Raw genomic sequence first — 26,998 nt, 5'->3', positions numbered from 1 at the left:
GCCCAGAGAGAACCCCCTCGTGGATTTCGGAACCTTCCTGGTCCAGTGCCTGAACTCGGTTCAGTACGGACTGCTTCTCTTCCTCGTGGCCTCGGGGCTGACGCTGATCTTCGGGATCATGGGCGTCATCAACCTCGCCCACGGGAGCTTCTACATGATCGGCGCGTACATGGCGTTCTCGCTCGCGCCGCTGTTCGGCGACCAGTTCCTGCTGATGCTGGTGGCTGGCGTGGTGCTGGCAGCCGTCTTCGGCTACCTGCTCGAATGGGCCTTCTTCAGCTACCTCTACCAGCGTGACCACCTGCAGCAGGTGCTCATGACCTACGGTCTGATCCTGGTGTTCGAGGAGCTGCGTTCCATCCTCGTGGGCAACGACGTGCACGGCGTGAAGGTGCCCGCGTGGCTCGACGGCAGCTTCGCGCTGGGCAGCGTGATGAGCTACCCGTGGTACCGGCTCTTCGCGTCGGCCGCCTGCATCGTGCTGGCCGTGGGCCTGTACTGGGTGGTGAACCGCACGCGCCTGGGCATGATGATCCGCGCCGGCGCAAGCAACCGCGACATGGTGCGCGGCCTGGGCATCGACGTGAAGCGGCTCTACCGCATCGTGTTCGCCGCGGGCGTGGCGCTCGCGGCGCTGGCCGGCATGATCGCCGCACCGATGTCCTCGGTGTATCCGAACATGGGCGCGAGCGTGCTCATCATCTGCTTCGTGCTGGTGGTGATCGGCGGCATCGGCTCCATCACCGGCGCGCTGGTGGCCTCGCTGCTGGTGGGCTTCGTCGACACCTTCGGCAAGGTGTTCTTCGCCGACTTGAGCGGCATCGGCATCTACCTGCTGATGGCCATCGTGCTCATCTGGAAGCCCGAGGGGCTGATGGGGAGGCGGCCATGACAGCCATGAAGAAGAGCGCCTTCCTGCTTCCCGTGGCCTGCGCGGTCGCCGTCGGCGTCGCCGGCCCGTTCATGGGCAACTACGCATCGGACTTCATCGTGAAGGTGATGATCCTCTCGATCTTCGCGCTGAGCCTGGAGCTGCTGGTGGGCATGACGGGCCTCGTGAGCCTGGGCCACGCGGCGTTCTACGGCATCGGCGCGTACGTGACGGTGCTGGCCTCGGGCAACGAGGGCGGCAACTTCGCGCTGCTGCTGCCGGCTGCGATGGGCGTGGCGGCGCTCTACGCGCTCTTCGTCGGCGCGCTGAGCCTGCGCACCCGCGGCGTGTACTTCATCATGGTGACGCTGGCCTTCGCGCAGATGGCCTTCTTCGTGTTCCACGACACCAAGGTCGGCGGTGGCAGCGACGGCATCTACATGTACGTTCGGCCCGCCATCGGCGCGCTCGACCTGGAGAACCGCACGGTGCTGTTCTACGTGGTGCTGGCCTCGCTGGTGTTCACCTACGCCCTGCTGGCGCTCATCCGGCGATCGCGCTTCGGCGCGGCGCTGGCGGGCATCCGCGTGAACGAGCAGCGCATGCGCGCCGCCGGCTTCGCGGTGTACGGCTACAAGCTCGCGGCCTTCGTGCTGGCGGGTGCGCTGGCCGGGCTCGCGGGCTTCCTGCTCGCCTCGCGCGACGGCGTGGTCAACCCCGAGCTGATGGCCTGGCACAACTCGGGCGAGGTGCTGCTGATGGTGATCCTCGGCGGTCTCGGTCACCTGCGCGGCGCGGTGATCGGTGCCGTGGCGTTCACGCTGCTGAAGGAAATCTTCTCCACGCACGCGGTGATGGGCCCGCTGGCCGACCACTGGCAGCTGACGCTGGGGCTCACGATCATCGTGTTCGTGGCGCTGCTGCCCAAGGGCCTGATCGGCCTGGTGCAGCGGCTGTCGCCGAAGGGGGCTGCATGACTGTTCCCACGCTCCGGTTTTGTCCCCTCTCCCGCTTGCGGGAGAGGGCTAGGGTGAGGGCTGCGAACCTGACCATCAACCCGCGCTTTCTACCGCCCAATGCCCTCACCCCAACCCTCTCCCCAAGGGGAGAGGGAGCAAGACCATGAATGCAGCCGCTCTTCTTTCGGTCTCTGGCCTGACCCGCCGCTTCGGCGGCCTCACGGCCGTCAACGGCGTCACGCTCGACCTGCACGTGGGCGAGGTGCATGCCGTGATCGGCACCAACGGCGCCGGCAAGTCCACGCTCATCAACATGCTCTCGGGCGAGATCGAGGCCAGCGAGGGCCGCATCACGCTCGACGGCACGGACATCACCGGCCGCGCGCAATGGAAGCGCGCGCGCGACGGCGTGGGCCGCAGCTACCAGCGCACCACCATCTTCCCGGAGTTCAGCGTGCACGAGAACTGCCGGCTCGCCGCGCAGGCCGCCACGCCGAAGCCCTGGGCCATCTGGGAGTCGTCGCGCGGCTGCGCGACCAGTAGTGCCTCGGCCGACGCTGCGCTAGAGGCCGCCGGCCTCGCGCACGAGGCGCAGCGCATCGCCGGCACCATGAGCCACGGTGCGCAGCGCCAGCTCGAAGTGGCGATGTGCCTGGCCACCAACCCGCGCGTGCTGCTGCTCGACGAACCCCTCGCCGGCATGGGCGCCGAGGAAACCGACCGCATGCTCACGCTGCTCGCGCGGCTGAAGGCCACGCACGCGATCCTGCTGGTGGAGCACGACATGGACGCCGTGTTCCGCATCGCCGACCGCATCACCGTGATGGTGAACGGGGCGGTCATCGCCACGGGCAACCCGACCGAGATCCGCGAGAACCCGGAAGTGCGCACGGCCTATCTCGGAGACCACTGACATGCTGCTCGTGCGCGACCTCAACACCTACTACGGCAACAGCCACATCCTGCGCGGCGTGCATGCCGGCATTCCCGCGGCCACCTCGGTCGGCCTGCTCGGGCGCAACGGCATGGGCAAGACCACGCTGATCCGAACCATGATGGGCTACGTGCGCCCCGCCTCGGGCGAAGTGCAGGTCGACGGCCGCACCGTCACCGGCTTGCCGCCCGAGAAGATGGCGCGCCTGGGCATCGGCTACGTGCCCGAGGGGCGCGGCATCTTCCCGAACCTCTCGGTGCGCGAGAACCTCGTGATGAGCGAGCGAGCGGGCATCGACGGCCGGCGCGAATGGACCTTCGACCGCGTGATGGCCACCTTCCCGCGCCTGGCGGAGCGCCTGTCGAACGGCGGCCAGCAGCTGTCGGGCGGCGAGCAGCAGATGCTCTCCATCGGCCGCGCGCTCATGACCAACCCGCGCCTCTTGATCCTCGACGAGGCCACCGAAGGCCTTGCGCCGCTGATCGTGGCCGAGATCTGGCGCGTGATCGGCGAGATCCGCGCCACCGGCATCGCCACGCTGATCGTCGACCGCGACTACCGCAAGGTGCTCGCGCACACCGACCTCGCGGTAGTGATGGAGAAGGGACAGATCGTGCGGCACGGTGCCTCGGCCGACCTGCTGGCCGAGCCGCACGCGCTGGAGGAACTGCTGGGCGTGTAGGCCACGCGATGACGCGCGAGATCAGCCTCCTCGACACATCGGGCAAGCCCCTGCCCTTCGACGGCAGGATGCTGATGAACGCGCAGGCCACCGCGTGGCAGGGCTTCGCGCTGGAGGTGCGCGCAATGTCCGGCGATGGCGAGAACCCCGCCTGCTACAACCCGCATCCGCTGATCGGCCTGTGCGTGCGCGGCCATGTGAAAGGCGCGATGACGCGGGGGCGGCGCCAGCATCCCTTCGAGTCGAACGCCGGCGGGATCTTCATCTTCGAGCAGGGCTACGAGGTCGAGCGCGCAACCTGGACCGGCGAGCTCGCCGAGACCATCGTGCTGGAGATCCGCCCCGAGGCACTGCGCAGCCTCATGCCCGAGGGCGACGGCGAGCTGCACCTGCAGACGCAACTGTCGACCACCGACGCGACGCTGTCGGCCCTGGTCATCGCCATGCGCGACGAGGTGGAGCGCGGCTGCAGCTCGGGCCGCCTGCATGCGCAGGGCCTGTCGATGGCGCTCGCGAGCTACCTGCGCAACCGCTACGGCGCCACGGGCAACACCCGGCGCCCGCGCGGACGGCTCTCGCAGAACGACCTGCGCAGGGTGTACGACTGGGTCATGCAGCATCTGTCCGAGGACTTCGGCATCGACGAACTCGCGGCCGAACTGCACCTGAGCGCGGTGCATTTCACGCGGCTCTTCCGCGCCAGCACCGGCGCGACGCCGTACCGCTACGTGATGGAGCAGCGCGTGCGCCACGCGCTGTCGCTGCTGCGCGGCAACCAGTCGCTCGCGGAGATCGCGCAGGCCGTGGGCTTTTCGAGCCAGGCGCATTTCACGCAGGTGTTCCGCCAGCTGGTCGGCACCACGCCGGCGCGCGCGCGGCGCGGGTAAGTCCCGGTGGAGGGTGAAGGAATCCTGCAAGCGGTGATCGCATGTCGATATACCGCGGCGGGGGGCGCGGGCAAATTCATGTCTCTACACAACAGGAGACGAGAAGATGCCCAAGCCATTGCCCACCCCGCCGATCCCCATTTCCGCCGTCCTCTGCCTGAGCCTCGCCGCGGCAGCCGTGCTCACGGCCTGCGGCGGCAGCAGCTCCTCAGGCCCTGCCGTGCTGCCTCTCGTTCCCGCGCCAGCCACGGCTCCACCCGCCGGCACGCCGCTGGCCCTGGCCTGCGATGAAAGCCTGAAGACCGCGTTCAAGCCCGACGCCGACACCACCGTGACGGTGGTGAAACAGTTCAGGAAAGGCGACGACCTGAACCTCGACGGCAAGGCCTCGGGCACGGTCGCGGCCAGCGACGTGTGCATGGTCAAGCTCAACGTGGGGCCCGGCCATGCGGGCCCGGCCGATGCGCCATCGACCTCGCCGGGCATCGGCATCGAGGTGTGGCTGCCTTCGCAGGCCTCGTGGAACAGCCGCATCCGCGTGCTCGGCGGCGGCGGCTTCGTCGGCGACGCGGGCATTGGCGCGAAGACGCAGATCGGTGGGGCGAATGCAGCCGCCATCGCGGCGGGCGAAGGCTCGGTGAGCGCTGTGACCGACGCCGGGCATGCATCGAAGGCGCCGCTGCCTTCGGTGGACGGCTCTTTCGCGATGAACCCCGACGGCACCGTCAACACCACGCTGTGGACCGACTTCGCGAGCCGCGGCATTCACCAGATGGCCGTCAAGGCCAAGGCACTCGCCGCCGGCTTCTACCAGCGCGACGCGAAGTACGCCTACTGGGATGGCTGCTCCACCGGCGGCCGCCAGGGCCACATGCAGGCGCAGGTGAACCCCGACGATTTCGACGGAATCCTGGCCGGCAACAGCGCGATCAACTGGACCAGCTTCATCACCGCCGAGCTGTATCCGCAGGTGGTGATGCAGCGCGACCTTGGCGGCACGCCGCTCACGGCCGACCAGCTTTCGCTGGTGTCCTCGTCGGCGGTGAGCGCCTGCGACAGCGCGCTCACGGGCCAGCACGACGGCTTCATCAGCGACCCCGCCGCCTGCAAGTACGACCCCGCTCAGGACAAGACCGTGCTTTGCACCGCCAGCGGCGGCACCAACGCCACCGCCGCATGCCTGAGCACCGCGCAGGCGCAGGCCGTCAACAAGATCTGGTACGGCCAGACACGCGACGGCAGCGCGCCCGCCCCCGCCAGCGACATCGGCTACGGCGCCACGCTGGCATCGAACCAGCTCTGGTACGGCCTCACGCGCGGGACCGCGCTCAACAGCCCCGGCGCGCCGGGCTTCTCGCTGGCCGACTCGGTGGCCGGCGTGCCCATGCCCTTCCACATCGCCGCGCACCAGGTGGCGCTGAACCTGCAGGACCCGACGATCGCAACGCCGGACTTCATCAACGCCACGGGCAACGGCGCGGACAAGTGGAAGGGCCTGTCTTACGCCCAGCTCGCCAACGCGAGCGACCGCGGCAAGGCGCTGCAGACGGCCTTCGCGAACATCAACGCCGACAACCCCGACCTCGCGCGCTTCCGCGACCGCGGCGCCAAGCTGCTGACGTACCACGGGTTGGCCGACCAGCTGATTCCGAGCTCGGGTACCGCCAACTACTACGAGCGCGCGGCAAAGGCGATGGGCGGCATCGATGCACTGCAGAAGTTCTACCGCTACGTGGAGATCCCGGCGATGGGCCACTGCGCGGGCGTGGGCTCTGTCAACGGCCTCGCCGGCACCAGCCCCACGGCCAACCCGCCGCTGCCGGCGCAGAACCAGCTGTTCACGGCGCTGACCGACTGGGTCGAGAAAGGCATCGCGCCCGACAGCATGGTGATGCAGAACGCCGACAGGTCGCTCGCGCGGCCGCTGTGCACCTACCCGAAGAAGATCGCCTACCTCGGCGGCGACGTGAGCAAGGCCGAGAGCTTCGCCTGCCGCTGAGCGAACCGGCGGCACACTCTGTTGCAAAGCACGAAGGCGATCTTCGGACTTCACCGGGTTTCACCTCTGTGCTGCGACAGCGCGACAGCCGAATGATGGTCGGCTGCACGGCCCGGCGTGGCCGTGCCCACCCATCCGCGAGGCTGCGCATGACGTCCCTGCAATCGCGTCACATCGACAACGTCTACTCCATCACCACCGGCGCGGCGCTGGCCGATCCGGCGGCGAGCCTGGTCCACAAGTCGTGGGCGCGCTGCGTGCGCGACCACGGGCTCGATCCGTCGAGGCCGAGCCCCGCGCGCATCCTGCCGGCGCAGGAAGTGCGCGCGCACCAGCAGCAGCTGGAGCATTTCCTGCGCGCCGCGCGCTCGGGCATGGAAGACATCTACCGCCGCGTGGCCGACCTGGGCTACATGGTGCTGCTGACCGACGCGGAAGGCATCACGGTCGACTACATCGGCAACCCCGCGTGGGACGACCAGCTGCGCAAGGCCGGCCTCTACCTCGGCGCCGACTGGAACGAGGCGCACGCGGGCACCTGCGGCGTGGGCACCTGCCTGATCGAGCGCCAGCCGATGACCTGCCACCAGACCGAGCACTTCGACGCCACGCACATCGCGCTCACCTGCACCACCGCGCCGCTGTTCGACCACAGCGGCAAGCTCACGGCCATCCTCGACGTGTCTGCCCTGCGCTCGCCAGAAGCCAGAGAGAGCCAGCATCTCGTGCGGCACCTGGTGGCCATCTACGCGCGGATGATCGAGGACGCCGACTTCCTGCGCAGCTTCCGCAGCCACTGGATCCTGCGGCTGGGCAGCGCCTTCGGGCTGGTCGACGTGGCGGGCGAGGTGATGCTGGCCTTCGACGAAGGCGGCACGGTGGTGGGCGCGAACGGCGGCGCGCGGCAGGCCTTCGCGGGGCGCGCGCTGGGCGGCGCGATCTCCGAATGGCTTCACATGCCGATGGATGCGATCTGGCGCATCGGCAACGGCGGCGCGTCGGCCATGCCCTTCGCGCACACGGTGCTGCTGCCCGGTGGCGGCGAGTACCACGCGTCGCTGCTGGCGCCGCGCGTGCGCAGGCCTTCGGTCGCGACCCCTGCGGCGCCCGCCGCACGCCCGAACGACCGCCTGCCGCCGCTGGAACGCATCGCGGGCGACGATCCGCAGATGCAGAAACTGCTTGCGCAGGCACGCCGGCTGGTGGACCGCGGCATCCACGTGCTGATCGAGGGCGAGACCGGCAGCGGCAAGGAAGTGCTGGCCCGCGCACTGCACGGCGCCAGCGGCCGCGCGGCGATGCCCTTCGTGGCGGTGAACTGCGCGGCCATTCCCGATTCGCTGATCGAGAGCGAGCTGTTCGGCTACACGCCCGGCAGCTTCACCGGCGGCCGCGCCAAGGGCATGAAGGGCCTGATCGCGCAGGCCGACCGGGGCACGCTGTTCCTCGACGAGATCGGCGACATGCCGATGGCGCTGCAGACGCGGCTGCTGCGCGTGCTCTCCGAGGGCGAGGTGCTGCCTCTGGGCGCTGAGTCGCCGCAGCGCGTGGACATCGCGGTGGTGGCGGCCACGCACCGCCACCTGCCCGGGCTCGTGGCCTCGGGTCGCTTTCGCGAGGACCTCTATTACCGGCTGTGCGGCGCGGTGCTGAAGCTGCCGCCGCTGCGCGAGCGCGGCGACATGCGCTACCTGATCGAGGGCATGTTCAACGAGGAAGCCGCGGCGATGTCTTCACCGGCACGGCTGTCGGAAGAGGCGATGCAGAGGCTGCTGGCGCATGACTGGCCGGGGAATCTGCGGGAGCTGCGCAATGTGTTGAGGCTGGCGTTGGCGCTGTGCAGCGACGGCCGGGTCGGCGTGGAAGACCTCCAGCTACAGCTGCCCGCACGATCGGGCCACGTCACCCCGGCCAACGTGGCCCGTGTCGCCGCTTCTTCGGCCGACGACCCAGATGGCATCGCCGCCACCGAGCTGGTCGAACTGCTCAGGCGCCACCGATGGCACGTGGCACGCGCGGCCGACGAACTTGGCCTGAGCCGTGCCACGGTGTACCGGCACATGAAGCGCCACGGCATCGCGCCGCCGCGCAGCCGGCCGTTGGCGGACGACTGAGACGCGCTGCGACAGTTGTCTCGGCTTCGTCGCATGCGGCGTGCGACAAACGCTTGCGCTGCGACAAAACCCCGCCCAAGTCATTGATCCATCGTCGCCCCGCACGCGGCACGAAAGCTGCGCAACGCATGCCGCGCCGCCCCCAAGGCGCCGCGCATCCATCAACGACGCAACGGAGACACGCAATGACAGACCCCACCACCGCCCCCACCCGGGCCGCGGCCCAATGGCTCGCCGACTTCGCCGCCGCGCTCGCGCGCAACGACATCGACGCGGCCGTCTCGCTGTTCGAGGCCGACAGCTTCTGGCGCGACCTCGTCGCCTTCACCTGGAACATCCGCACGCAGGAAGGCCCCGGGGCGATCCGCGCGATGCTGCAGGCGCGGCTGGCCGACGTGCAGCCCACGGCCTTCGCGGTGGAGGGCGAGGCGACCGAGGCCGATGGCGTGGTCGATGCGTGGTTCACCTTCGAGACGCGCGTGGCGCGCGGACGCGGCCATCTGCGGCTGCGCAACGGCAAGGCCTGGACGCTGCTCACCACCATGACGGAGCTGAAGGGCTTCGAGGAGAAGACGGGCGACAACCGCATCAAGGGCGCGGAGCACGGCGTGCACAAGGGCCGCAAGAACTGGCTGGAGAAGCGCCGCGACGAAGAAGCGTCGCTGGGCTACACCGAGCAGCCCGAGGTGGTGATCATCGGCGGCGGCCAGGGCGGCATCGCGCTCGGCGCGCGGCTGCGGCGGCTGGGCGTGCCGACCATCATCGTGGAGCGCAACGCGAAGGCCGGCGACTCCTGGCGCAAGCGCTACAAGTCGCTGTGCCTGCACGACCCGGTCTGGTACGACCACCTGCCCTACATGCCCTTCCCCGACGACTGGCCGGTGTTCGCGCCCAAGGACAAGATCGGCGACTGGCTGGAGATGTACACCAAGATCATGGAGCTCAACTACTGGAGCTCCACCACCGCGAAAAAGGCACGCTTCGACGAAGCCGCGCAGCGCTGGGAGGTGACGGTTGAGCGCGAGGGCAAGCCGGTGGTGCTGCGACCGAGGCAACTGGTTTTCGCGCTGGGCGTGTCGGGCTACCCGAATGTGCCGAAGGTGGCTGGCGCGGAGAACTTCAAGGGCGACCAGCACCACTCCAGCCAGCACCCCGGGCCCGAGGCCTATGCCGGCAAGAAGTGCGTGGTGCTGGGCTCCAACAACTCGGCGCACGACATCTGCGCCGCCCTGTGGGAGCACGGCGCCGACGTGACGATGATCCAGCGCTCGTCGACGCACATCGCGCCCTCCCAGTCGCTGATGGAATTGGCGCTAGGCGGGCTCTATTCGGAGCAGGCGATGAAGAACGGCATCGACCACCACAAGGCCGACCTGATCTTCGCGTCGGTGCCCTACAGGATCATGCACACCTTCCACATCCCGGTGTACGAGGAGATGAAGAAGCGCGACGCCGACCTGTACGCGCGGCTCGAAAAGGCAGGCTTCATGCTCGACTTCGGCGCCGACGGATCAGGGCTCTTCATGAAGTACCTGCGCCGCGGCTCAGGCTACTACATCGACGTCGGCGCCTCGGAGCTGGTGGCCAACGGCAGCATCCACCTGAAGAGCGGCGTGAACATCGAGCGGGTGAACGAGCGCTCGGTGACGCTCACCGATGGCACCGAGTTGCCGGCCGATCTGCTGGTGTACGCCACCGGCTACGGCTCGATGAACGGCTGGCTGGCCGACCTGATCTCGCCGGAGATCGCCGACAAGGTCGGCAAGTGCTGGGGCCTGGGCTCCGACACGCCGAAGGACCCGGGGCCGTGGGAAGGCGAGCTGCGCAACATGTGGAAGCCCACGCAGGTGGACAACCTGTGGTTCCACGGCGGCAACCTGCACCAGTCGCGGCACTACTCGCAGTTCCTGGCGCTGCAGCTGAAGGCGCGCATGGAAGGGATCGACACGCCGGTATATGAGCGGGCGGCGTCGCACCATACGCGCTGACTTGGTGTTATCCCCTCTCCCGCAGGCGGGAGAGGGTCAGGGTGAGGGTGAGTGCCTCCAATAAGGCGCCGCACTCGAATGGACGCCGCAGCCCTCACCCCAACCCTCTCCCCGAGGGGAGAGGGAGCGAGTCCGCTCACTCGCTGATGAACCGCCGCAGCCCTTCCAGGTCGATCACGGTGATGCCGCCGTACTCGATGCGCAGGAACCCGGCCTCCTTCAGCCGGTTCAACGCCGCATTGCACCGCTGGCGTGACACGCCCGAAAGGTTCGCGATCTCCTCCTGCGAGGTCTGGAGATGCGGCTCGCTGCCCGGGTGCAGCCAGGGATGGAAGAGCCCCGCCAGCGCGCGCGCCACCTGGCTGTCGGCATCGAGCAGGCGATGCGCCGCGTAGTTGCCCATGAACCAGTGCAGCCGCTCGTTGATCTGCTGCAGAAGGAAGTGATCGAAGCCGCGCTGCGTGCGGTGCAGCCACTCGAAGGTTTCCAGCGGCAGCGCCGCCACCCTGCTCGGCCGCAGGGCGATGATGTCGGCCGAGCGCGGGAGCGCGCGCAACAGCGTGCCTTCGCCGAACCAGCTGCCCACCGAGAGTCCGCCGAAGGTCACGGAGCGGCCATCGCTGGAGGTGATCGACCACTTGAGCAGCCCCTCGAGGGTGCCGTACCAGTGCATCGGCGTGTCGCCGCGCCGGCACAGCGCGGCGCCCGCCGCCACCTCCACCTCGCGCATCTCGTCGAGCACGCGCTCGCCAGCGCTCACGTCGAGCAGGGGGAACCAGGCCGAACCTTGCAGCAGTTGCGGGATCGTCAGCGATGCCGCTCTGGGGGCCGGCTTCGTCGTGGGCATGGAATGAAAGCTCCTGAAGGCCCGGGTGCGTAAACCCTGAGCCCAAATGTCGTCGCGATGACTGAGTGTGCCTGCGCACCCAAAAATAATAGCGCGCCCCCCTTGAAAGACACCAGGAGCCCCGACCATGTCGAAGCGCAAAGTGATCGTGACCATCGCCCCCACCGGCGGCATGGCGCACAAGTCGCAGAACCCCCACCTCCCCACCCAGCCCGCCGAGATCGCGGCCGACGTGCTGCGCTGCTGGAACGCCGGCGCGAGCGTGGTCGCGATCCACGCGCGCCGCCCGGACGACGGCGCCACCTGCGACGCCAACGTGTACCGCGACATCAACAGCCGCATCCGCGCGGGCGGCTGCGACATCGTCATCAACAACTCCACCGGCGGCGGCGTGCACGGCGACATGGTGAAGCCGCTGGCCGGCGACCGCTGGGAGATCGCGTGGGAGGAGCGCATCAAGGGCATGGACGCCGGCGCCGAGATGTGCACGCTCGACGCCACCACGCTCAACCTGAGCTTCGAGAGCAAGCAGATCCTGATGGACACGCCCATCACCCGTGGCCGAGAACTGGCCGCCGGCATGAAGGCGCGCGGCATCAAGCCCGAGTGGGAAGTGTTCAGCCCCACGCACATCCTGCAGGACACGACCACGCTGATCGGCGAGGGCCACGACGACGAGCCCTACTTCATCAACCTGGTGATGAACGTGCACCGCAACTTCCAGAATGCGATGCCGTATTCGCCGCGCTTCCTGCAGATGATGGTCGACACCCTGCCCAAGGGCAGCATCTTCTGCGTGAGCGGCATCGGCCCGTCGCAGCTGGAGGCCAACGTCGCGGCGCTGCTGCTGGGCGGCCATGCGCGCGTGGGCCTGGAGGACAACCTCTACTTCCGCCAGGGCGAGCTGGCCACCAATGTGCAGCTCACCGAGCGCATCGTGCGCGTGATCCGCGAACTCGACATGGAAGTGGCGACGCCCGCCGAGGCGCGGCAGATGATGGGCCTGCCGCGGGTGGGCACGCCGAGGCCCGAGTTCGCATTGGGCTGACAGCGGCACGCAGCAGGAAAAGACGAACGGAGACGAATACATGAGCAAGCTTTCCCGCACCGCCCTGGCCGCCGCGCTCGGCGCGGCATTCGCCGCAACGGGCGCCTCGGCGCAGGTGTCCGACGACGTGATCCGCATCGGCTTCATCAGCGACATGTCGGGCATCTACCGCGACTACGACGGCCCGGCCGGCGCCGAGGCCATCCGCATGGCGATCGCCGACATGGGCGGCGCCATCGGCGGCAAGAAGATCGAGCTGGTCACGGCCGACCACCAGAACAAGCCCGACATCGCCGCCGCCAAGGCGCGCGAGTGGTTCGACGTGCAGAAGGTCGACATGCTGGTCGCCGGCGTCAACTCGGGCGCGGCCATCGCCATGGCGGGCGTGGCGGCCGACAAGAAGAAACCGTACTTCGTGGTGGGCTCGGGCGCCTCGGGCCTCACCAACGAATACTGCTCGCCCTATACGGTGCACTACGCCTACGACACGGTGGCCATGGCGCGCGGCACCGCGAGCGCGGTGGTCAAGGCCGGCGGCAAGAGCTGGTACTTCGTGACGGCCGACTACGCCTTCGGCGCGGCGCTGCAGAACGACGCCACCAGGACGGTGCAGGCCGCGGGCGGCACGGTGGCGGGCTCGGTCAAGCATCCGCTGGGCGCGAGCGACTTCTCGTCGTTCATGCTGCAGGCGCAGGGCTCCAAGGCGCAGGTGCTGGCACTGGCCAACGCGGGCGGCGACACGGTCAACGCCATCAAGTCGGCGGCGGAGTTCGGCATCGGCAAGAACATGAAGCTGGCCGGCATGATCATCACCATCAACGACGTGCACGCGCTGGGCCTGAAGGCATCGCAGGGCATGTACCTCACCGACAGCTGGTACTGGAACCAGAGCCCCGAGTCGCGCGAATGGGCGCGCCGCTTCTTCGACAGGCACAAGCGCATGCCCTCCTCGTTCCATGCCGGCGACTACTCGGCCGCGCTGCAGTACCTGCAGGCGGTGAAGGCGGCCGGTACCGACGACGCCGACAAGGTGATGGCGCAGTTGCGCAAGACGAAGTTCAATGACATGTTCGTCAAGGGCGGCTGGCTGCGCGACGACGGGCTGATGGTGCACGACATGCACCTGATGCAGGTGAAGACGCCGGCCGAATCGAAGGAACCCTGGGACTACTACAAGGTGGTCGAGCCGATCCGCGGCGAGGCCGCATGGACCACGAAGGCGGAGAGCCGCTGCGCGCGGTGGAAATCGACATGAGCACATCCCCGGAAATCCAACGCGTGGCAGTGGTAGGCACCGGCGTGATCGGCGCGAGCTGGGCCGCGCATTTCCTCGCGCACGGCCTCGACGTGAACGCGACCGACCCGTCGCCCGGCGCGGAGGAAAGGCTGCGCGAAGCCGTGGCACGGCACTGGCCCACGCTGGAGCGCTTCGGTCTCGCGTCCGGCGCGAGCATCGACCGCCTGCGCTTCCACGACAGCCTGGAAGACGCCGTCTCGGTGGCCGACTTCGTGCAGGAGAACGGCCCCGAGCGCATGGACTTCAAGATCGACCTGTTCCGCCGCATGGACGCAGCCGCGCCGCCGGAGGCCATCCTCGCATCCAGCTCCTCGGGCCTCGCTATCAGCGGCGTGCAGTCGGGCTGCGCGCATCCGCAGCGCGTGGTGCTGGGGCATCCGTTCAACCCGCCGCACCTGATTCCGCTGGTGGAAGTGATCGGCGGCGAGCAGACCTCGGCCGAGGTCATCGAACGCACCATGGCCTTCTACGCGGCCATCGGCAAGCGGCCGATCCACGTGAAGCGCGAGGTCAAGGGCCACATCGCGAACCGATTGCAGGCGGCGCTGTGGCGCGAGGCCTTTCATCTAGTCAACGAGGGCGTGGCGAGCGTGGCCGACATCGACGCGGCCATCGCGCACGGGCCCGGCCTGCGCTGGGCGGTGATGGGGCCTTTCATGAACCTGCACCTGTCGGGCGGCGCGGGCGGCATCGAGCATGTGCTCGCGCACCTGGGCGGGCCGATCGAGGACTGGTGGAAAGACCTGGGAGCGCCGTCGATGACGACGGAGTTGAAGCAAAAAGTCGCGCAAGGCGTGGCCGAAGAACTGGGCCAACGCCGGACAGCCGACCTCGAAGCCGCGCGCGACACCCTGCTGTTAAACCTGATTCGCGCCAAGTCCGACACCGGCAGACTCGACTGAAATGACCGACTTCCTCCTCGATGAAAACCTGATCGCCCCGCCCCGCACGGTGCGCATCGACTTCGACGACGGCTCCTTCGCGCTGCGTTCTCCGATGGCGCTGAAGCCCTATGCGCGCTGCATCGGCGAATGGCTGGAGCGCTGGGCGCGCGAGACGCCCGACGCTCTGGCCTTCGCGGAGCGCGACGAGAGCGGCGAAGGCTGGCGCAAGCTGGACTACCGCGCGCTGCGCCAGGCCGTGGGCTCGGTGGCGCAGGCGCTGCTCGACATGAAGCTGCCGGCGGGCCAGCCGGTGGTGATTCTTTCGGACAACGCCATCGACCACGTGGTGCTGATGCTCGCGGCCATGCACATCGGGCGCGCCGCCTGCTCGCTTTCGAGTGCGTATTCGCGCATGGCGAAGGACACATCGCGGCTGCACGGCATGCTGCAGGCGCTGAAGCCCGCGCTGATCTATGCCTCCGACGCGAAGGTGTACGGCGGCTCGCTCGCGGGCAGCGGGGTGGAGGCCGTCGCGGTGTTCAGCCGCAATGCCGACGCGCACCCGGGCGCCGTCGCCTTCGACAGCCTGCTCGCGGCGAAGGAAACACCTGCCGTGATGGAAGCCTTCTCCAACGTGCTGTCCGACACGCACGCCAAGTACCTGCTAACCTCCGGCTCCACCGGCAAGCCCAAGGTGGTCATCAACACGCACCGCATGCTGTGTGCCAACCAGCAGATGATCGCGCAGACCTGGCGCTTCCTCGCACAGGAAAAGCCGGTGCTGGTCGACTGGCTGCCCTGGAGCCACACCTTCGGCGCGAATCACAACCTGCACATGGTGCTGTGCCACGGCGGCGCGCTCTACATCGACGAGGGCCGGCCTGCGCCGGGGCTGATCGAGAAGACGGTGCGCAACCTGCGCGAGGTGAAGCCCACGCTGCTGTTCAACGTGCCGCGCGGCTTCGACATGCTGCTGCCCTTCCTGGAGGCCGACGAGGCACTGGCCGCCGACGTGCTCTCGCGCCTGCGGCTGGCCTTCTACGCGGCGGCGGCACTCGCGCCCTCCACGTGGAAGCGGCTCGAGGCGGTGGCCGCGCGCGTGCGGCCCACGCGGCCGCTGTGGCTCACCACCTCGTGGGGCGCGACGGAGACATCGCCCGCCATTACCTCCGCGCACTGGAAGCTCGACGGCGCCGGCTGCATCGGCGCGCCGCTGCCGGGGCTGGAGCTGAAGTTCGTACCCAACGGCGAGAAGCTGGAGATGCGCGTCAAGGGCGTCTCGGTGTTCCCCGGCTATCGCGATGCGCCGCGCGAAACCGCGCAGGCCTTCGACGAAGAAGGCTACTACCGCATCGGCGACGCCGGCTTCCTGGCCGACCCGTCGCAGCCCGCGCAGGGCGTGATCTTCAACGGCCGCGTGGCGGAAGACTTCAAGCTTTCCACCGGCACCTGGGTGTCGGTGGGCACGCTGCGCGTGAAGCTGGTGTCGATGCTCGCGCCGCACGTGCAGGACATCGTGCTCACCGGCCACGACCGCGACGAGATCGGCATGCTGGTGTTCGCTAGCCCCCAGGGCGCCGCGCTGGCGCCGCAGGCCATGGGCGAACGCATCGCCGGCGTGCTGCGCACGCTGCGCGACGAGGGCGCGGGCTCCTCGCAGTGCCCCGCCTGCGCGCTGGTGCTCGCCGAGCCGCCCAGCCTCGATGCGGGCGAGATCACCGACAAGGGCTACATCAACCAGCGCGCGGTGCTGACGCGGCGCGCCGCCGAGGTGCAGCGGCTGCATGCGCGCACGCCGGGCGATGCGCAGGTGGTGCGGCTGGAAGGCTGATCGCTTCCTTGTCTTGGGCGCTCAGGCCTGCTCGAACAGCTCCAGCAGCGTGTTCTTGAGCCACCGGTGCAGCCCCGAGGTCTCGTGGCGCTGGTGCCAGAAGAGTTCGATGATGCGCGGCGGCGCCTCCAGCGGCACGGGCATCTTGCGCAGGCCCGTCAGGCGCGGGGGCTCGAACTTCTCGGACCAGGGCAGCACCGCGATCAGGTCGGAGCGGCGCACCACCTCGTATGCCGCGCCGTAGTGATTGACCGTCGCGACCAGGTTGCGCTGCAATCCGCGGCTGCGCAGGAACAGGTCGTAGGTCGGCGTGGTCTTGCCGACCAGGCTCACGTCCACGTGGCGCGCGGCAAGGAATTTCTTCAGCGGAATCCTCTCGGCCCGCGCCAGCGGATGGCCGGCACGCATGATGCAGACGAAGTCCGGCGACCACAGCGCCCGTGACTTGAGGAACGCCGGCCGCCGCACCTCCTCGTTGTAGACGCTGATCGCGAAGTCGGCCTTGTTGTCGGCCAGCACCGGGCCGAAGTCGACCAGCGTGTTGGGAATGGCATGGACCTGCATCGACGGCGCGACCTTGCCGAGCCGCTGCGCCAGCCGCGGCACCACGATGGACGACACGTAGTCGGACATCGCGATGCTCACGCTCGCGGTGCTGCGCAGCGCGTCGAACTGCTCGACGTCCATCGTCGCGCGGATCGCATGCAGCGACTGCGACAGCGGCTCCCACAGGTCGATGGCGCGCCGCGTCGGGTTGACGCCCGCGCCGCTGCGCACGAAGAGCGGATCGTCGAAGGTGTCGCGCAGCCGGCGCAGCGCATTGCTCACCGCGGGCTGGGTCAGCGACAGCTTGCTGGCCGCGCGCGTGACATTGCCCTCGGTCATGAGGGCCTCGAACACCTTCAGCAGGTTGAGGTCGGCATTGCGGTAGTTCATCGCGCGTCCTCTTCGTTCATTCATTCACAAGGTCAATAAACACAATCACGCATATAAATTTGTCGTGATATCCCCGCGATCCTACGATCTGCCGCTTCTCCGCACCACCGAAGTCGAGGGATTCACATGACCATGCTGTCGGCCCGCATCGAGCGCCTGCCGTTCTCCGGTTTCCATCGGCGCCTGCTCTTCATGGGAGGGCTGGGCTACACCTTCGATGCGATGGATGCAGCCGTGATCGCCTTCGTGCTGCCGGTGCTGCGCACCGAATGGGGGCTCAGCAGCGTGCAGATCGGCGTGCTGGCCAGCGCGAACTTCATCGGCTTCTTCTTCGGCGCGCTCGCGGCCGGCACCTGCGGCGACCTGTTCGGGCGGCGCAGGGTGATGATGTCGGCCCTCGCCATCTACTGCGTGGCCTCGCTCTTCAGCGGCATGGTCGACAGCTGGACGCTGTTCCTCGGCCTGCGCATCGTGGCCGGCTTCGGCGCCGGCGCCGAGAGCGCGATCATCGCGCCCTACCTCTCGGAGTTCGTCGCGCGCCGCTATCGCGGCACCTTCACCGGCGCACTCGCGGGCTTCTTCTCCTTCGGCTTCGTGGCCGCCGCGCTGCTGGGCTACTTCATCGTGCCGGCGCATGCACAAGGTTGGCGCATCGTGATCTTCATCACCGCGATGCCGGTGCTGCTGCTCCTGTGGTGGCGCCGCGCGCTGCCCGAGTCGCCGCGCTGGCTCGAAAGCCAGGGGCGGCAGGCCGAAGCCGGCGCGATCGTGGACGCAATGGAATCCGACACCGTGCGCCGGGGCCTCGCGCTGCCCGCGCTCAACGAGGAAGACGTGGCCGCGCCGCCGCCCAGCAACAGCCGCGGCGGCCTGCTGAAGAACTACGCCACGCTGGTCTCGCGCAAGCTGATGCGCATCAGCGTCATGACCTGGCTGATGTGGCTGTCGATCACCTTCAGCTACTACTCCTTCTTCACCTGGATCCCGAGCCTGCTGATACAGAACGGCATGACCATCACCAAGAGCTTCGGCTATTCGCTGGTGATGTACCTCGCGCAGATCCCGGGCTACTTCTCGGCCGCATGGCTCAACGAGAAGATCGGCCGGCAGGCCACCATCGTGGGCTACATGCTGCTGGGCGGCATCGCGGCACTGGGCCTGGCCTTCACGCACAGCGACACGCAGATCATGGCCGCGGGCGTGCTGCTGTCCTTCTTCATGAACGGCACCTACGCGGGCGTCTATGCCTACACGCCGGAGGTGTTCCCGACGCAGGTGCGTGCGACCGGCTCCGGCCTGGCCTCGGCCATCGGGCGCATCGGCGGCATCACGGCGCCGATCCTGGTGGGCTTCATCTATCCGTCGCTGGGCTTCGCGGGCGTGTTCGGCATGACGACCGCCGTGCTGCTGCTCGGCGCGGCGGCCGTCACCTTCATGGGCATTCCCACGCGCGGCCGTTCGCTGGAAGACATCGCGGCGGCGGAGCTTTCCTGAGAGACATCGACCAGACCCCCATGCAACCGAACACGAACAGCCATCTCATCGACGAATCCCTCTCGGCCGTGGCGCGCGCGCACGCCGACACGCAACAGCCGCAGGCCACCTTCGACGCCATCGACAAGGCGCTGGCCGCCACCGTGGGCCACCGGCTCTTCACCATCCTGGTTCATCACCGCGCGGCGCGCGAGTCGGAGCGCATTTACACCAACATGCGCGATGCCTACCCGGTGGGCGGGCGCAAGCCGATCACCGATTCGCCGTGGATGCAGCAGGTGATGCACCAAGGCCAGCCCTACATCGGCCGCACGGCCGACGACATACGCGACGTGTTCTTCGACCACGCACTCATCGAGTCGCTGGGCTGCCGCAGCGTGCTGAACATTCCGCTGCGCTGGCGCGGCGAGACGCTGGGCACGCTGAACCTGCTGCACCAGGAGAACTGGTACGGCACGCAGCACGTCGAGACCGCGCGCGTGTTCGCGCAGCTCGCGGTGCCGGCCCTGATGGCCGCCGACTGAACATTAGGAGACCCCTTCACCATGACGAACGCCGTACTGTTCCAGAACGCCCATCTGCTCGATCCGCAGCGCGCCGAGCTGCTGGAAGACCACCACATCCTCGTGGAGGACGGCGTGGTGCGCGAGGTTTCCGACAAGCCGATCCACAGCCCCTCGGCCCGCGCCATCGACGTGAAGGGCAAGACGGTGATGCCGGGCCTCATCGACCTGCACGTGCACGTGATCGCGGTGGAGCTCAACCTCGCGCGGCAGGTGCACATGCCCAACGTGCTGGTGACGCTGCGCAGCGTGCCGATCTTGCGCGGCATGCTGCGACGCGGCTTCACCACGGTGCGCGACGCGGGCGGCGCGGGCTTCGCCTTCAAGCAGGCGGTGGATTCCGGGCTGGCGCAGGGCCCGCGCCTCTTCGTCTCGGGCCGCGCATTGAGCCAGACCGGTGGCCACGGCGATATGCGCGCGCGCTCCGACTACATGGGCAACGGCGACGGCGTGTGCGCCACCTGCGTGCGCGTCGGCGCGCTGGCGCGCGTGGCCGACGGCGTGGACGCGGTGCGCAAGGCGGTGCGCGAGGAGCTGCAGATGGGCGCGGACCAGATCAAGATCATGGCCTCCGGCGGCGTGGCCTCGCCCACCGACCCGGTGGGTGCCTTCGGCTACAGCGAGGACGAGATCCGCGCCATCGTGGCCGAGGCACAGGGGCGCGACACCTATGTGATGGCGCATGCCTACACGGCAGCCGCCATCGCGCGTGCCGTGCGCTGCGGCGTGCGCACCATCGAGCACGGCAACCTCGTCGACGCGCCCACCGCCACGCTCATGGCGCATCTGGGCGCCTACGTGGTGCCCACGCTCGTCACCTACGACGCGCTGGCCACCGAGGGCGAGAGCCTGGGCCTGCCGGCCGAAAGCGTGGCAAAAGTGTCCAGCGTGCGCGAGGCGGGCCTGCGCTCACTGGAGATCTACAAGGCCGCGGGCGTGAAGATGGGCTACGGCTCCGACCTGCTGGGCGAGTCGCAGCGGCTGCAGAGCGACGAGTTCCGGCTGCGCGCCGAGGTGCTGTCGCCGGCCGAGGCCATCGCCAGCGCGACCACGGTGGGCGCCGAGATACTGGGCATGAGCGACCGCCTGGGCCGACTGGTGCCCGGCGCACTGGCCGACCTGCTGGTGGTGGACGGCAACCCGCTGCGCGACATCGGCTGCCTGCTGGGCCAGGGCGAGCGCATTCCGCTCGTCATGAAGGAAGGCGTGGTGCAGTTCGACGAACTCGCCACCCTGCACTGAACGAGAGCGCTACGGCTGCGCCAGCCACTTGCGCCACAGCACCAGCGCCTTGTCCTGGTAGCGCCGGGTGGCGGCGAGCAGCGCGGTGCGCGGCGCGGTCGACATGAGCTCGGCCGGCAGCAGCGGGTCGCGGATGATGTGCGCGATCACGGCACGGCCCAGCAGCAGCGACTCGCGCGTCGCGGTCTCGAGCTTCTGGGTGGCGAGCCGCTTCTCGCTGCGCTCCACGCCCGTCTGCAGGCGGCGGTAGTCGGCCTCCATGGCGCGCACGTTCCACAGCTTGCGCGCGGCCGCCTGAGCCGCCTCGTCGAGGTCGGCGATGCGGAACACCAGCGCGTCGGAGGACAGCCCCAGTGCCGCCAGGTGCTTGCGCTCGGCCGCGAGGCCGCCCGAGAGGTTGTCGGGCCGGATGTGCAGGCCCGGGTGCAGCGCGGCGAAACCGCGCAGCGACAGTGCGAGCGCGTGATGGCGCCACGCGGTCTTGTCGGCGCGCGGCACGCCGGCGTCGTGCACCGCCAGCCAGTCGCCGCGCCATGCGACGGTCTGCGCCTGCCGGTTGCGCCAGGCATCGACGGTGCGCGACAGCGCCGCGCCCTTGCGGTCGAGCATGTAGCTGCCGCGCTCGCCGCGCGCGATCTTGCCCTCGGCCGCGAGCCGCGTCAGGCCCACGCGCAGGGTCGACTCGCCGATGCCCATGAGCGCGCCCGCACGGCACAGCGCCTGCGCGCTCAGCGTGCCGCCGTCGGCCACCAGAAGGTCGAGGATCAGGTCGGGCGCGCTGGGGACGGCGACCGGCACATTACATACTTTGTCCATGTTTGCAGGAGAGAGAAATATTTCCTACGATCATCGTGAGCGATCGAGCATGTAATTTTGCCCGGAAGGATGCGCGCATGGCCATGCAATACGTGAGCTGCGACACAGACGGCGCCGTCTGCACCATCACCCTGAACCGGCCCGACAAGCGCAACGCGGTCGACGGCCTGGTGGCGGCCGAACTGCGAGAGGCCTTCGGCCGGTTCGAGGCCGAAGAGGCCCTGCGCGTCGCGGTGCTCACCGGCGCGGGCGGCAACTTCTGCGCGGGCGCCGACCTCTCCGCCGTGGGCGACCCCGCCCGCCGCAACGAGCTCGACCCCGAAGGCGGCGGCAGCGGCCCGATGGGGCCCACGCGCATGGCGCTGTCGAAGCCGCTGATCGCGGCGGTGAACGGCTTCGCGGTGGCCGGCGGCCTCGAGCTCGCGCTGCTGGCCGACCTGCGCGTGGCCGACGAGGACGCGGTGTTTGGCGTGTTCTGCCGCCGCTGGGGCGTGCCGCTGATCGACGGCGGCACGGTGCGGCTGCCGCGCATCGTGGGCATGGGGCGAGCGCTCGACATGATCCTCTCGGGCCGACCGGTGGGCGCGCCCGAGGCGCTCGCGATGGGCCTGGTCAACCGCATGACGCCGCCCGGAGGCGCGCTGGCCGCCGCGCAGCAGCTGGCGCGCGAGATCGCCGCCTTTCCGCAGCGTTGCATGCTGGCCGACCGCCGCTCCGCCTACGAGCAATGGGACATGCCGCTGGCCGAGGCCCTGCGCCGCGAAGGCGCGCTGGGCGTGCCGGTGGTCTTCGCCGAGGGCCAGGCCGGCGCCGCGCGCTTTGCCGGCGGCGCCGGGCGCCATGGCGAGTTCGGAAGCTGAAAACCCGGCCTACCCCTGCCCGATGCGGCGCAGCGTGGTCCGCAGCGCCTTCGCGAAGCGCGGGTCGGCCATGGCGCCGACGTTGAAGCGCGACCAGCGCGACACCTGCGTCGAGTCGACGGCGAAGATACGCCCCGGCGCCATCACGATCTTGCGCGGCAGCAGCTCCTTGGCGAAGGCCAGCGAGTCGGCCACGCCGGGCAGCGCGGCCCACACGTAGAGCGACTGCGGGCTGCGCGCGAACACTTCGGCGTCGACCGACTCCAGCAGCTTGATGGCGTTGCGCGTGGCCTCGCCCAGCCGCGTCTGCAGCCGGTTCAGGTGCCGCTGGTAGTGGCCTTCGCTGAGGATGACGTCGACGGTGCGCTCGGCGTACTCCGAGCTGCTCACGTGGATCAGCGCCTTCAGGTCGGCGAGGTCGCTCGCGAGGTCGGCGCCGCAGGCGATGAAGCCCACGCGCAGCGCGGCCGAGAACGACTTGGAGAAGCTGCCGATGTAGATCGTGCGTTCCAGCTGGTCGAGCGCGGCCAGCCGGGGCAGCGCCGTGGGCTTGAAGTCGGCCAGCGGATCGTTCTCGACGACCAGCAGGTCGTGCTTCTGCGCAAGCTGGAGCACTCGGAATGCCTTGGCGGGCGAGATGTCGGAGCCGGTGGGGTTGTGCGCGATCGACTGGGTGAAGAAGAGGCGCGGCCGCTCGGCAACGAGCAGGCGCTCCAGCGCTTCCAGGTCGGGCCCGTCGGCCAGGCGCGGCACGCCCAGCACCTGCGCGCCCGCGAGCTTGAGCTTGCCGAACAGCGGGTAGTAGCCGGGGTCGTCCACCAGCACCTTGCCGCCGGGCGGCACGAAATAGCGGATGACGATGTCCATGGCCTCGTTGGCGCCGTGCGTGAGCACGATCTGCCGCGGCTCGGCGCCGATGCCGAAGTCGGCCAGCTTGCGCACGAGGTGATCGCGCAGCGGCGCGTAGCCGAAGCGGCTGCCGTAGCGAAAGAGCGCGCCGAGCCCCGTGCGCACGACCTTGGGGTGGTACTTGTCGAGCCGCACGTCGGCCAGCCACTCGACCGGCGGAAAGCCGTCGCCCACGGCGATCGCGTCGGGCTCGGTCTTGAGCTGCTCGCGCATGAGCCACACGATGTCCATCGCGCGGCCGAGGCTGCCGGCGTCTTCCTCCGCGGGCCCGGGGGCCGAGGGCCGCGCGCACACGAAGTAGCCCGAGCCGCGCCTGGGCTCGACCAGCCCGCGCGACACCAGCAGCTCGAAGGCGGCGACCACGGTGTTCTTCGCATAGCCGTGCAGCTGCGCCAGTTCGCGCAGCGAGGGGAGCTTGTCGCCGGCCTTGTAGGCGCCGCTCGCGATCTGACGTTCGATGGCGTTGGCGAGCGAATCGGCGATGGTGGTCATGGCCTGCGACTGTGACACAGCGGGCGCGAACGGCCACCCACTGTCCTCACTGTCCCGCCAAACTGTGCCTTCCGGCGGCGGTACAGCCGACCTAAATTGCCTGCTCCCGAACTCGCATTCAGAAGAGACACGCAACGATGGTCGCCGATTCCCGCCTTCCCAACTTCCGCGCACTGACACCCGCGCAGCGCCTCGAACACATCGCGGGCATCGCCTCGCTCACCGCCGACGAGACCGCCCTGCTCGCCCGGCCCGACGCCTTGGGCATGGACCGCGCCAACGGCATGATCGAGAACGTCATCGGCACCTTCGAGCTGCCGCTGGGCGTGGCCGGCAACTTCGTGGTGAACGGCCGCGAGTACCTGGTGCCGATGGTGGTGGAAGAACCCTCGGTGGTGGCCGCGGCCTCGTTCATGGCCAAGCTGGCGCGCGAAGGCGGCGGCTTCGAGGCATCGAGCACCGGACCGCTGATGCGCGCACAGGTGCAGGTGGTGGGCATCGGCGATCCGCATGGCGCGCGGCTCGCGCTGCTGCGGGCGCGCGAGCGCATCCTGGAGGTGGCGAACAGCCGCGACAAGGTGCTGATCGGCCTGGGCGGCGGCTGCCGCGACATCGAGGTGCATGTGTTCGAGAGCACGCCGCGCGGCGCGATGGTGGTGATGCACCTGATCGTCGACGTGCGCGACGCGATGGGCGCGAACACGGTCAACACCATGGCCGAAGCGGTGTCGCCGCTGGTCGAGGAGCTCACCGGCGGCACGGTGCGGCTGCGCATCCTGTCGAACCTCGCGGACCTGCGGCTGGCGCGCGCCCGAGTGCGGCTCGCACCGGCCGTGCTGGCCACGCGCGAGCGCAGCGGCGAGGAAGTGGTGGAAGGCGTGATCGACGCCTACACCTTCGCGGCCGTCGACCCCTACCGAGCGGCCACGCACAACAAGGGAATCATGAACGGCATCGACCCGGTGATCGTCGCCACCGGCAACGACTGGCGCGCGGTCGAGGCCGGCGCACACGCGTACGCCTGCCGCCATGGCCGCTACACCTCGCTCACCACCTGGGAGAAGGACAACACCGGCGCGCTGGTCGGCACCATCGAGCTGCCGATGCCGGTGGGGCTGGTGGGCGGCGCCACCAAGACGCATCCGCTGGCGCGGCTGGCGCTGAAGGTCCTCGGCGTGCAGTCGGCACAGGAGCTCGGCGAAGTGGCCGCTGCGGTGGGCCTTGCGCAGAACCTGGGCGCCCTGCGCGCGCTGGCCACCGAAGGCATCCAGCGCGGCCACATGGCACTGCACGCACGCAACATCGCGCTGGTGGCCGGTGCCGCCGGCGAGGAGATCGACGCCGTCGCGAAGCAGATGGCGGCCGAGCACGACGTGCGCACCGACCGCGCGGTGGCGCTGCTCGAAGCGCTGCGCAAGAACAAGAAGTAGGCAGGCAGACAGGAAGGCGTTGCGGGCCGCGCCCGCATCAACAACAACGACGGAGACGACAGCATGAAGACGGACAGTGCAGGCCGCGCGAGATGGCGGCTGGTTGAAATATGGGGCGACACCGCCGACCTGGGCCACCTCGCGTGGTCGATCGCCATCGGCCTTGTGGTGAGCCTCGCGGGCTTCCTGGTGGCCAATCGGGTGCTCGCGAGCACGGTGGGCACGCCCGAGCTGGCGCGGGCCTACGCCATGCTCGCGGGCCTGGGCGGCTGCGTGCTGTCGGGCCTGATCTGTGCCTGGCTCTTCACGCCCAAGCGCGAGGTGATCGAGGGCACGGGCGCCGATCCGCGCTGGCGCGAGGAAGTGCTGGCCGAACTGGCCGGCGAGCACGGCGACCTGGGCTCGGTGGCCGACCTGCCCCCTGCGGTGGTGCGCGAGATGAAGGAGCTCGAGATCCACGACCTGTTCGCCTCGTACCGGCCGCGCGCCGCACGGCAGGAAGGCGGCGCGCCATGATCGACGCATCGCTGCTCGACCAGATCCTCGTCGCCACCGGCATGGGCCTCGTCGGCGCCGTGGTGTTCGCCGCCATCGGCCTCGTCTCGGGCACCGACGAGACCACCACGCTCGCGCCGCTGACGCTGCTGGTGGTGCTGCTGGGCGTACCGCCCGAGGGCGTCTTCACCTTCTTCCTGGCCGCGGCCGTGGCCAAGCACATGACGCACGCGGTGCCCACGGCGCTGCTGGGCATTCCGGGCGACACCATGGCCACGCCGCTGCTGCAGGACGCCAACGTGCTGCGCAACCTCGGCGTGCCGCACATCGCGCTGCGCAAGATGGTGTCGGGCGCGATCATCGCGGCCTTCATCGCGGTGCCGCTGGCCGTGCTGTTCGCGGTGCTGCTGGCGCCCTACGGCGCGGCCATCACCAAGGCGGCGCCGTGGATCTTCGTGGTGGCGGCCGTGGCCATCGCGTATTTCTCCAGCGGGCGCTGGGCCTCGGTGGCGACGCTGGTGCCCTTCGTGGTGGTGATCGTGGCGCTGCAGGCGCTCACGGGCAAGTACGGCGTGAAGCTCAGCATCAGCTACTTCCTGGGCATCGCCATCGGGCCGCTGGTGGCCGACCTGTTCTCGGTGATCTCGCCGGCCGCGCGTGCGCGCATGAAGCGCGACAAGGTCCGCACCTTCTCGCTGGCGCCCGACGTGAAGGGCTGGTCGGGCTACTTCCCGAACCCGTTCAAGGTGCTCGACCGCGGGCAGGTGAAGTGGACCTTCGCGACGGCGGCCGTCTCCAGCGCCACCTTCGTGTTCAGCCCCGTCGCGATGACGGTGGTGCTCGGCGAGCTGGTGGGTTCGCGCGTGAAGCACGCCTACCACCGGCTCACGACCACGCTGGCCGCGCGCAACGGCGTGACCGAGGCCACCTACATCGCCGAGGCTCTGATTCCGCTGATCGCCATCGGCCTGCCGCTGAGCCCGGTGGCCGCGGGGCCGGCCGCGCCGCTCTTCAACGCGCCGCCGGTCTTCACCATCGACGCGGCCAGCGGCCAGACCCACAACCTGCACAACCTGCTGAGCCACTGGGAGTTCCTGGGCTACGGGATGCTGGCGGTGGTGCTGGCGGCGCTGGTGGCCTATCCGTTCACGATGAACTTCGCGCGCCGCGCGGCGCTCTTCGTCTCGCGCAAGGTCAGCCACGAGGCGATCATCGCGACCTTCGTGGGGCTGATCGTGGTGATCAGCGTGTGGGAAGGCCAGTTGCTCGGGCTGCTGGTGATCCTGACGATGGGGCTGCTGGGCGGGCTGCTGTCGCGCGCCATCGGCTTCAACACCGGCGTGCAGTTCATGGGTTACTACACGGCGGTGCTGACGGTGCCTGCGGTGGTCAAGGCCTTCGGCTGATCGGAGAAAGAGGC

The 26,998-nt window shown here is 69.2% G+C and carries 23 protein-coding genes; 19 read left to right on the top strand and 4 right to left on the bottom strand.

The window, feature by feature from the left end; all coding sequences use genetic code 11:
* Positions 1-19 precede the first annotated feature (19 nt).
* The 8 genes from ABL844_RS00645 (at position 20) to ABL844_RS00610 (ending at position 10,434) form a co-directional block, all read left to right on the top strand.
* Positions 20-892, top strand: a complete 873-nt coding sequence (locus ABL844_RS00645) for a branched-chain amino acid ABC transporter permease (protein WP_126020622.1) — start codon at positions 20-22, stop codon at positions 890-892.
* Entirely contained in the window at positions 889-1,848 is a 960-nt protein-coding gene (locus ABL844_RS00640; RefSeq protein WP_184638981.1) for a branched-chain amino acid ABC transporter permease, read from the top strand. Before ABL844_RS00645 ends, ABL844_RS00640 begins: the two co-directional genes overlap by 4 nt.
* A 145-nt stretch (positions 1,849-1,993) precedes the next feature.
* Positions 1,994-2,743 carry an ABC transporter ATP-binding protein gene (locus ABL844_RS00635; protein WP_184638983.1) on the top strand — a complete coding sequence of 250 codons (750 nt, stop codon included), beginning with the start codon at positions 1,994-1,996 and terminating at the stop codon, positions 2,741-2,743.
* 1 nt (position 2,744) lies between these two features.
* Complete coding sequence (locus tag ABL844_RS00630; protein ID WP_126020628.1) at positions 2,745-3,446, top strand: ABC transporter ATP-binding protein; 702 nt, start codon at positions 2,745-2,747, stop codon at positions 3,444-3,446.
* Between the two features lie 8 nt (positions 3,447-3,454).
* Positions 3,455-4,333, top strand: a complete 879-nt coding sequence (locus ABL844_RS00625) for a helix-turn-helix domain-containing protein (protein ID WP_369660151.1) — start codon at positions 3,455-3,457, stop codon at positions 4,331-4,333.
* A gap of 106 nt (positions 4,334-4,439) precedes the next feature.
* Positions 4,440-6,332 carry a tannase/feruloyl esterase family alpha/beta hydrolase gene (locus ABL844_RS00620; RefSeq protein WP_418130180.1) on the top strand — a complete coding sequence of 631 codons (1,893 nt, stop codon included), beginning with the start codon at positions 4,440-4,442 and terminating at the stop codon, positions 6,330-6,332.
* Between the two features lie 149 nt (positions 6,333-6,481).
* A complete protein-coding gene (locus tag ABL844_RS00615; protein ID WP_418130179.1) occupies positions 6,482-8,446 on the top strand; it encodes a sigma-54-dependent Fis family transcriptional regulator in 1,965 nt (654 codons plus the stop codon).
* Between the two features lie 185 nt (positions 8,447-8,631).
* Positions 8,632-10,434 (top strand): NAD(P)/FAD-dependent oxidoreductase, encoded by a 1,803-nt coding sequence (locus ABL844_RS00610; protein ID WP_418130178.1) that lies wholly within the window; start codon positions 8,632-8,634, stop codon positions 10,432-10,434.
* Positions 10,435-10,570: 136 nt separating this feature from the next.
* Here ABL844_RS00610 and ABL844_RS00605 read toward each other — a convergent pair whose 3' ends face one another.
* Complete coding sequence (locus ABL844_RS00605; RefSeq protein ID WP_184638991.1) at positions 10,571-11,281, bottom strand: Crp/Fnr family transcriptional regulator; 711 nt, start codon at positions 11,279-11,281, stop codon at positions 10,571-10,573.
* A 127-nt stretch (positions 11,282-11,408) separates the two neighbouring features.
* Between ABL844_RS00605 and ABL844_RS00600 the strand changes: the two genes are divergently transcribed.
* From ABL844_RS00600 to ABL844_RS00585, 4 genes are read left to right on the top strand one after another with little or no spacing between them, the layout of a single operon-like run.
* Positions 11,409-12,329, top strand: a complete 921-nt coding sequence (locus ABL844_RS00600) for a 3-keto-5-aminohexanoate cleavage protein (RefSeq protein WP_418130177.1) — start codon at positions 11,409-11,411, stop codon at positions 12,327-12,329.
* Positions 12,330-12,369: 40 nt separating this feature from the next.
* Positions 12,370-13,584: an ABC transporter substrate-binding protein gene (locus ABL844_RS00595; RefSeq protein WP_418130176.1), complete on the top strand. Its 1,215-nt coding sequence runs from the start codon at positions 12,370-12,372 to the stop codon at positions 13,582-13,584.
* The gene (locus tag ABL844_RS00590) at positions 13,581-14,528 is read left to right on the top strand and encodes a 3-hydroxyacyl-CoA dehydrogenase NAD-binding domain-containing protein (RefSeq protein ID WP_184638995.1); all 948 of its coding nucleotides are present in this window, start codon (positions 13,581-13,583) and stop codon (positions 14,526-14,528) included. Before ABL844_RS00595 ends, ABL844_RS00590 begins: the two co-directional genes overlap by 4 nt.
* Position 14,529: 1 nt before the next feature.
* A complete protein-coding gene (locus ABL844_RS00585) occupies positions 14,530-16,341 on the top strand; it encodes a feruloyl-CoA synthase (protein WP_418130175.1) in 1,812 nt (603 codons plus the stop codon).
* Between the two features lie 21 nt (positions 16,342-16,362).
* On the opposite strand, the gene ABL844_RS00580 is transcribed toward ABL844_RS00585, so the two are convergent.
* Positions 16,363-17,277 (bottom strand): LysR family transcriptional regulator, encoded by a 915-nt coding sequence (locus tag ABL844_RS00580; protein ID WP_184638999.1) that lies wholly within the window; start codon positions 17,275-17,277, stop codon positions 16,363-16,365.
* Positions 17,278-17,403: 126 nt separating this feature from the next.
* Between ABL844_RS00580 and ABL844_RS00575 the strand changes: the two genes are divergently transcribed.
* From ABL844_RS00575 to ABL844_RS00565, 3 genes are read left to right on the top strand one after another with little or no spacing between them, the layout of a single operon-like run.
* The gene (locus tag ABL844_RS00575) at positions 17,404-18,771 is read left to right on the top strand and encodes an MFS transporter (RefSeq protein WP_184639001.1); all 1,368 of its coding nucleotides are present in this window, start codon (positions 17,404-17,406) and stop codon (positions 18,769-18,771) included.
* A gap of 20 nt (positions 18,772-18,791) precedes the next feature.
* Complete coding sequence (locus ABL844_RS00570) at positions 18,792-19,295, top strand: GAF domain-containing protein (protein WP_418130174.1); 504 nt, start codon at positions 18,792-18,794, stop codon at positions 19,293-19,295.
* A 21-nt stretch (positions 19,296-19,316) separates the two neighbouring features.
* Positions 19,317-20,576, top strand: a complete 1,260-nt coding sequence (locus tag ABL844_RS00565) for an amidohydrolase family protein (protein ID WP_418130173.1) — start codon at positions 19,317-19,319, stop codon at positions 20,574-20,576.
* Between the two features lie 9 nt (positions 20,577-20,585).
* Here ABL844_RS00565 and ABL844_RS00560 read toward each other — a convergent pair whose 3' ends face one another.
* A complete protein-coding gene (locus ABL844_RS00560) occupies positions 20,586-21,392 on the bottom strand; it encodes a PaaX family transcriptional regulator (RefSeq protein ID WP_418130172.1) in 807 nt (268 codons plus the stop codon).
* A gap of 77 nt (positions 21,393-21,469) precedes the next feature.
* On the opposite strand from ABL844_RS00560, the gene ABL844_RS00555 reads away from it, so the two are divergent.
* Entirely contained in the window at positions 21,470-22,252 is a 783-nt protein-coding gene (locus ABL844_RS00555) for a crotonase/enoyl-CoA hydratase family protein (protein WP_418130171.1), read from the top strand.
* Positions 22,253-22,261: 9 nt separating this feature from the next.
* On the opposite strand, the gene ABL844_RS00550 is transcribed toward ABL844_RS00555, so the two are convergent.
* Positions 22,262-23,653: a PLP-dependent aminotransferase family protein gene (locus tag ABL844_RS00550; protein WP_418130170.1), complete on the bottom strand. Its 1,392-nt coding sequence runs from the start codon at positions 23,651-23,653 to the stop codon at positions 22,262-22,264.
* 137 nt (positions 23,654-23,790) lie between these two features.
* Between ABL844_RS00550 and ABL844_RS00545 the strand changes: the two genes are divergently transcribed.
* The 3 genes from ABL844_RS00545 (at position 23,791) to ABL844_RS00535 (ending at position 26,984) form a co-directional block, all read left to right on the top strand.
* Complete coding sequence (locus tag ABL844_RS00545) at positions 23,791-25,083, top strand: hydroxymethylglutaryl-CoA reductase, degradative (RefSeq protein ID WP_418130169.1); 1,293 nt, start codon at positions 23,791-23,793, stop codon at positions 25,081-25,083.
* Between the two features lie 63 nt (positions 25,084-25,146).
* Entirely contained in the window at positions 25,147-25,599 is a 453-nt protein-coding gene (locus ABL844_RS00540; RefSeq protein ID WP_126020663.1) for a hypothetical protein, read from the top strand.
* Positions 25,596-26,984, top strand: coding sequence for a tripartite tricarboxylate transporter permease (locus ABL844_RS00535; protein WP_184639017.1), 1,389 nt, complete (start codon positions 25,596-25,598; stop codon positions 26,982-26,984). Before ABL844_RS00540 ends, ABL844_RS00535 begins: the two co-directional genes overlap by 4 nt.
* Positions 26,985-26,998 lie beyond the last annotated feature (14 nt).

It is taken from the genome of Variovorax sp. 278MFTsu5.1 (genome assembly GCF_048305045.1).
GTDB lineage: Bacteria > Pseudomonadota > Gammaproteobacteria > Burkholderiales > Burkholderiaceae_C > Variovorax > Variovorax guangxiensis.
The sequence above is the reverse complement of the archived record's forward strand: the minus strand, read 5'-3'. Positions and strand labels throughout refer to the sequence as shown.

Coding starts and splice junctions, on each gene's coding strand:
- ABL844_RS00640 (WP_184638981.1), top strand. CDS start 889: ATGACAGCCATGAAGAAGAGCGCCTTCCTGCTTCCCGTGGCCTGCGCG.
- ABL844_RS00635 (WP_184638983.1), top strand. CDS start 1,994: ATGAATGCAGCCGCTCTTCTTTCGGTCTCTGGCCTGACCCGCCGCTTC.
- ABL844_RS00630 (WP_126020628.1), top strand. CDS start 2,745: ATGCTGCTCGTGCGCGACCTCAACACCTACTACGGCAACAGCCACATC.
- ABL844_RS00625 (WP_369660151.1), top strand. CDS start 3,455: ATGACGCGCGAGATCAGCCTCCTCGACACATCGGGCAAGCCCCTGCCC.
- ABL844_RS00620 (WP_418130180.1), top strand. CDS start 4,440: ATGCCCAAGCCATTGCCCACCCCGCCGATCCCCATTTCCGCCGTCCTC.
- ABL844_RS00615 (WP_418130179.1), top strand. CDS start 6,482: ATGACGTCCCTGCAATCGCGTCACATCGACAACGTCTACTCCATCACC.
- ABL844_RS00610 (WP_418130178.1), top strand. CDS start 8,632: ATGACAGACCCCACCACCGCCCCCACCCGGGCCGCGGCCCAATGGCTC.
- ABL844_RS00605 (WP_184638991.1), bottom strand. CDS start 11,281: ATGCCCACGACGAAGCCGGCCCCCAGAGCGGCATCGCTGACGATCCCG.
- ABL844_RS00600 (WP_418130177.1), top strand. CDS start 11,409: ATGTCGAAGCGCAAAGTGATCGTGACCATCGCCCCCACCGGCGGCATG.
- ABL844_RS00595 (WP_418130176.1), top strand. CDS start 12,370: ATGAGCAAGCTTTCCCGCACCGCCCTGGCCGCCGCGCTCGGCGCGGCA.
- ABL844_RS00590 (WP_184638995.1), top strand. CDS start 13,581: ATGAGCACATCCCCGGAAATCCAACGCGTGGCAGTGGTAGGCACCGGC.
- ABL844_RS00585 (WP_418130175.1), top strand. CDS start 14,530: ATGACCGACTTCCTCCTCGATGAAAACCTGATCGCCCCGCCCCGCACG.
- ABL844_RS00580 (WP_184638999.1), bottom strand. CDS start 17,277: ATGAACTACCGCAATGCCGACCTCAACCTGCTGAAGGTGTTCGAGGCC.
- ABL844_RS00575 (WP_184639001.1), top strand. CDS start 17,404: ATGACCATGCTGTCGGCCCGCATCGAGCGCCTGCCGTTCTCCGGTTTC.
- ABL844_RS00570 (WP_418130174.1), top strand. CDS start 18,792: ATGCAACCGAACACGAACAGCCATCTCATCGACGAATCCCTCTCGGCC.
- ABL844_RS00565 (WP_418130173.1), top strand. CDS start 19,317: ATGACGAACGCCGTACTGTTCCAGAACGCCCATCTGCTCGATCCGCAG.
- ABL844_RS00560 (WP_418130172.1), bottom strand. CDS start 21,392: ATGGACAAAGTATGTAATGTGCCGGTCGCCGTCCCCAGCGCGCCCGAC.
- ABL844_RS00555 (WP_418130171.1), top strand. CDS start 21,470: ATGGCCATGCAATACGTGAGCTGCGACACAGACGGCGCCGTCTGCACC.
- ABL844_RS00550 (WP_418130170.1), bottom strand. CDS start 23,653: ATGACCACCATCGCCGATTCGCTCGCCAACGCCATCGAACGTCAGATC.
- ABL844_RS00545 (WP_418130169.1), top strand. CDS start 23,791: ATGGTCGCCGATTCCCGCCTTCCCAACTTCCGCGCACTGACACCCGCG.
- ABL844_RS00540 (WP_126020663.1), top strand. CDS start 25,147: ATGAAGACGGACAGTGCAGGCCGCGCGAGATGGCGGCTGGTTGAAATA.
- ABL844_RS00535 (WP_184639017.1), top strand. CDS start 25,596: ATGATCGACGCATCGCTGCTCGACCAGATCCTCGTCGCCACCGGCATG.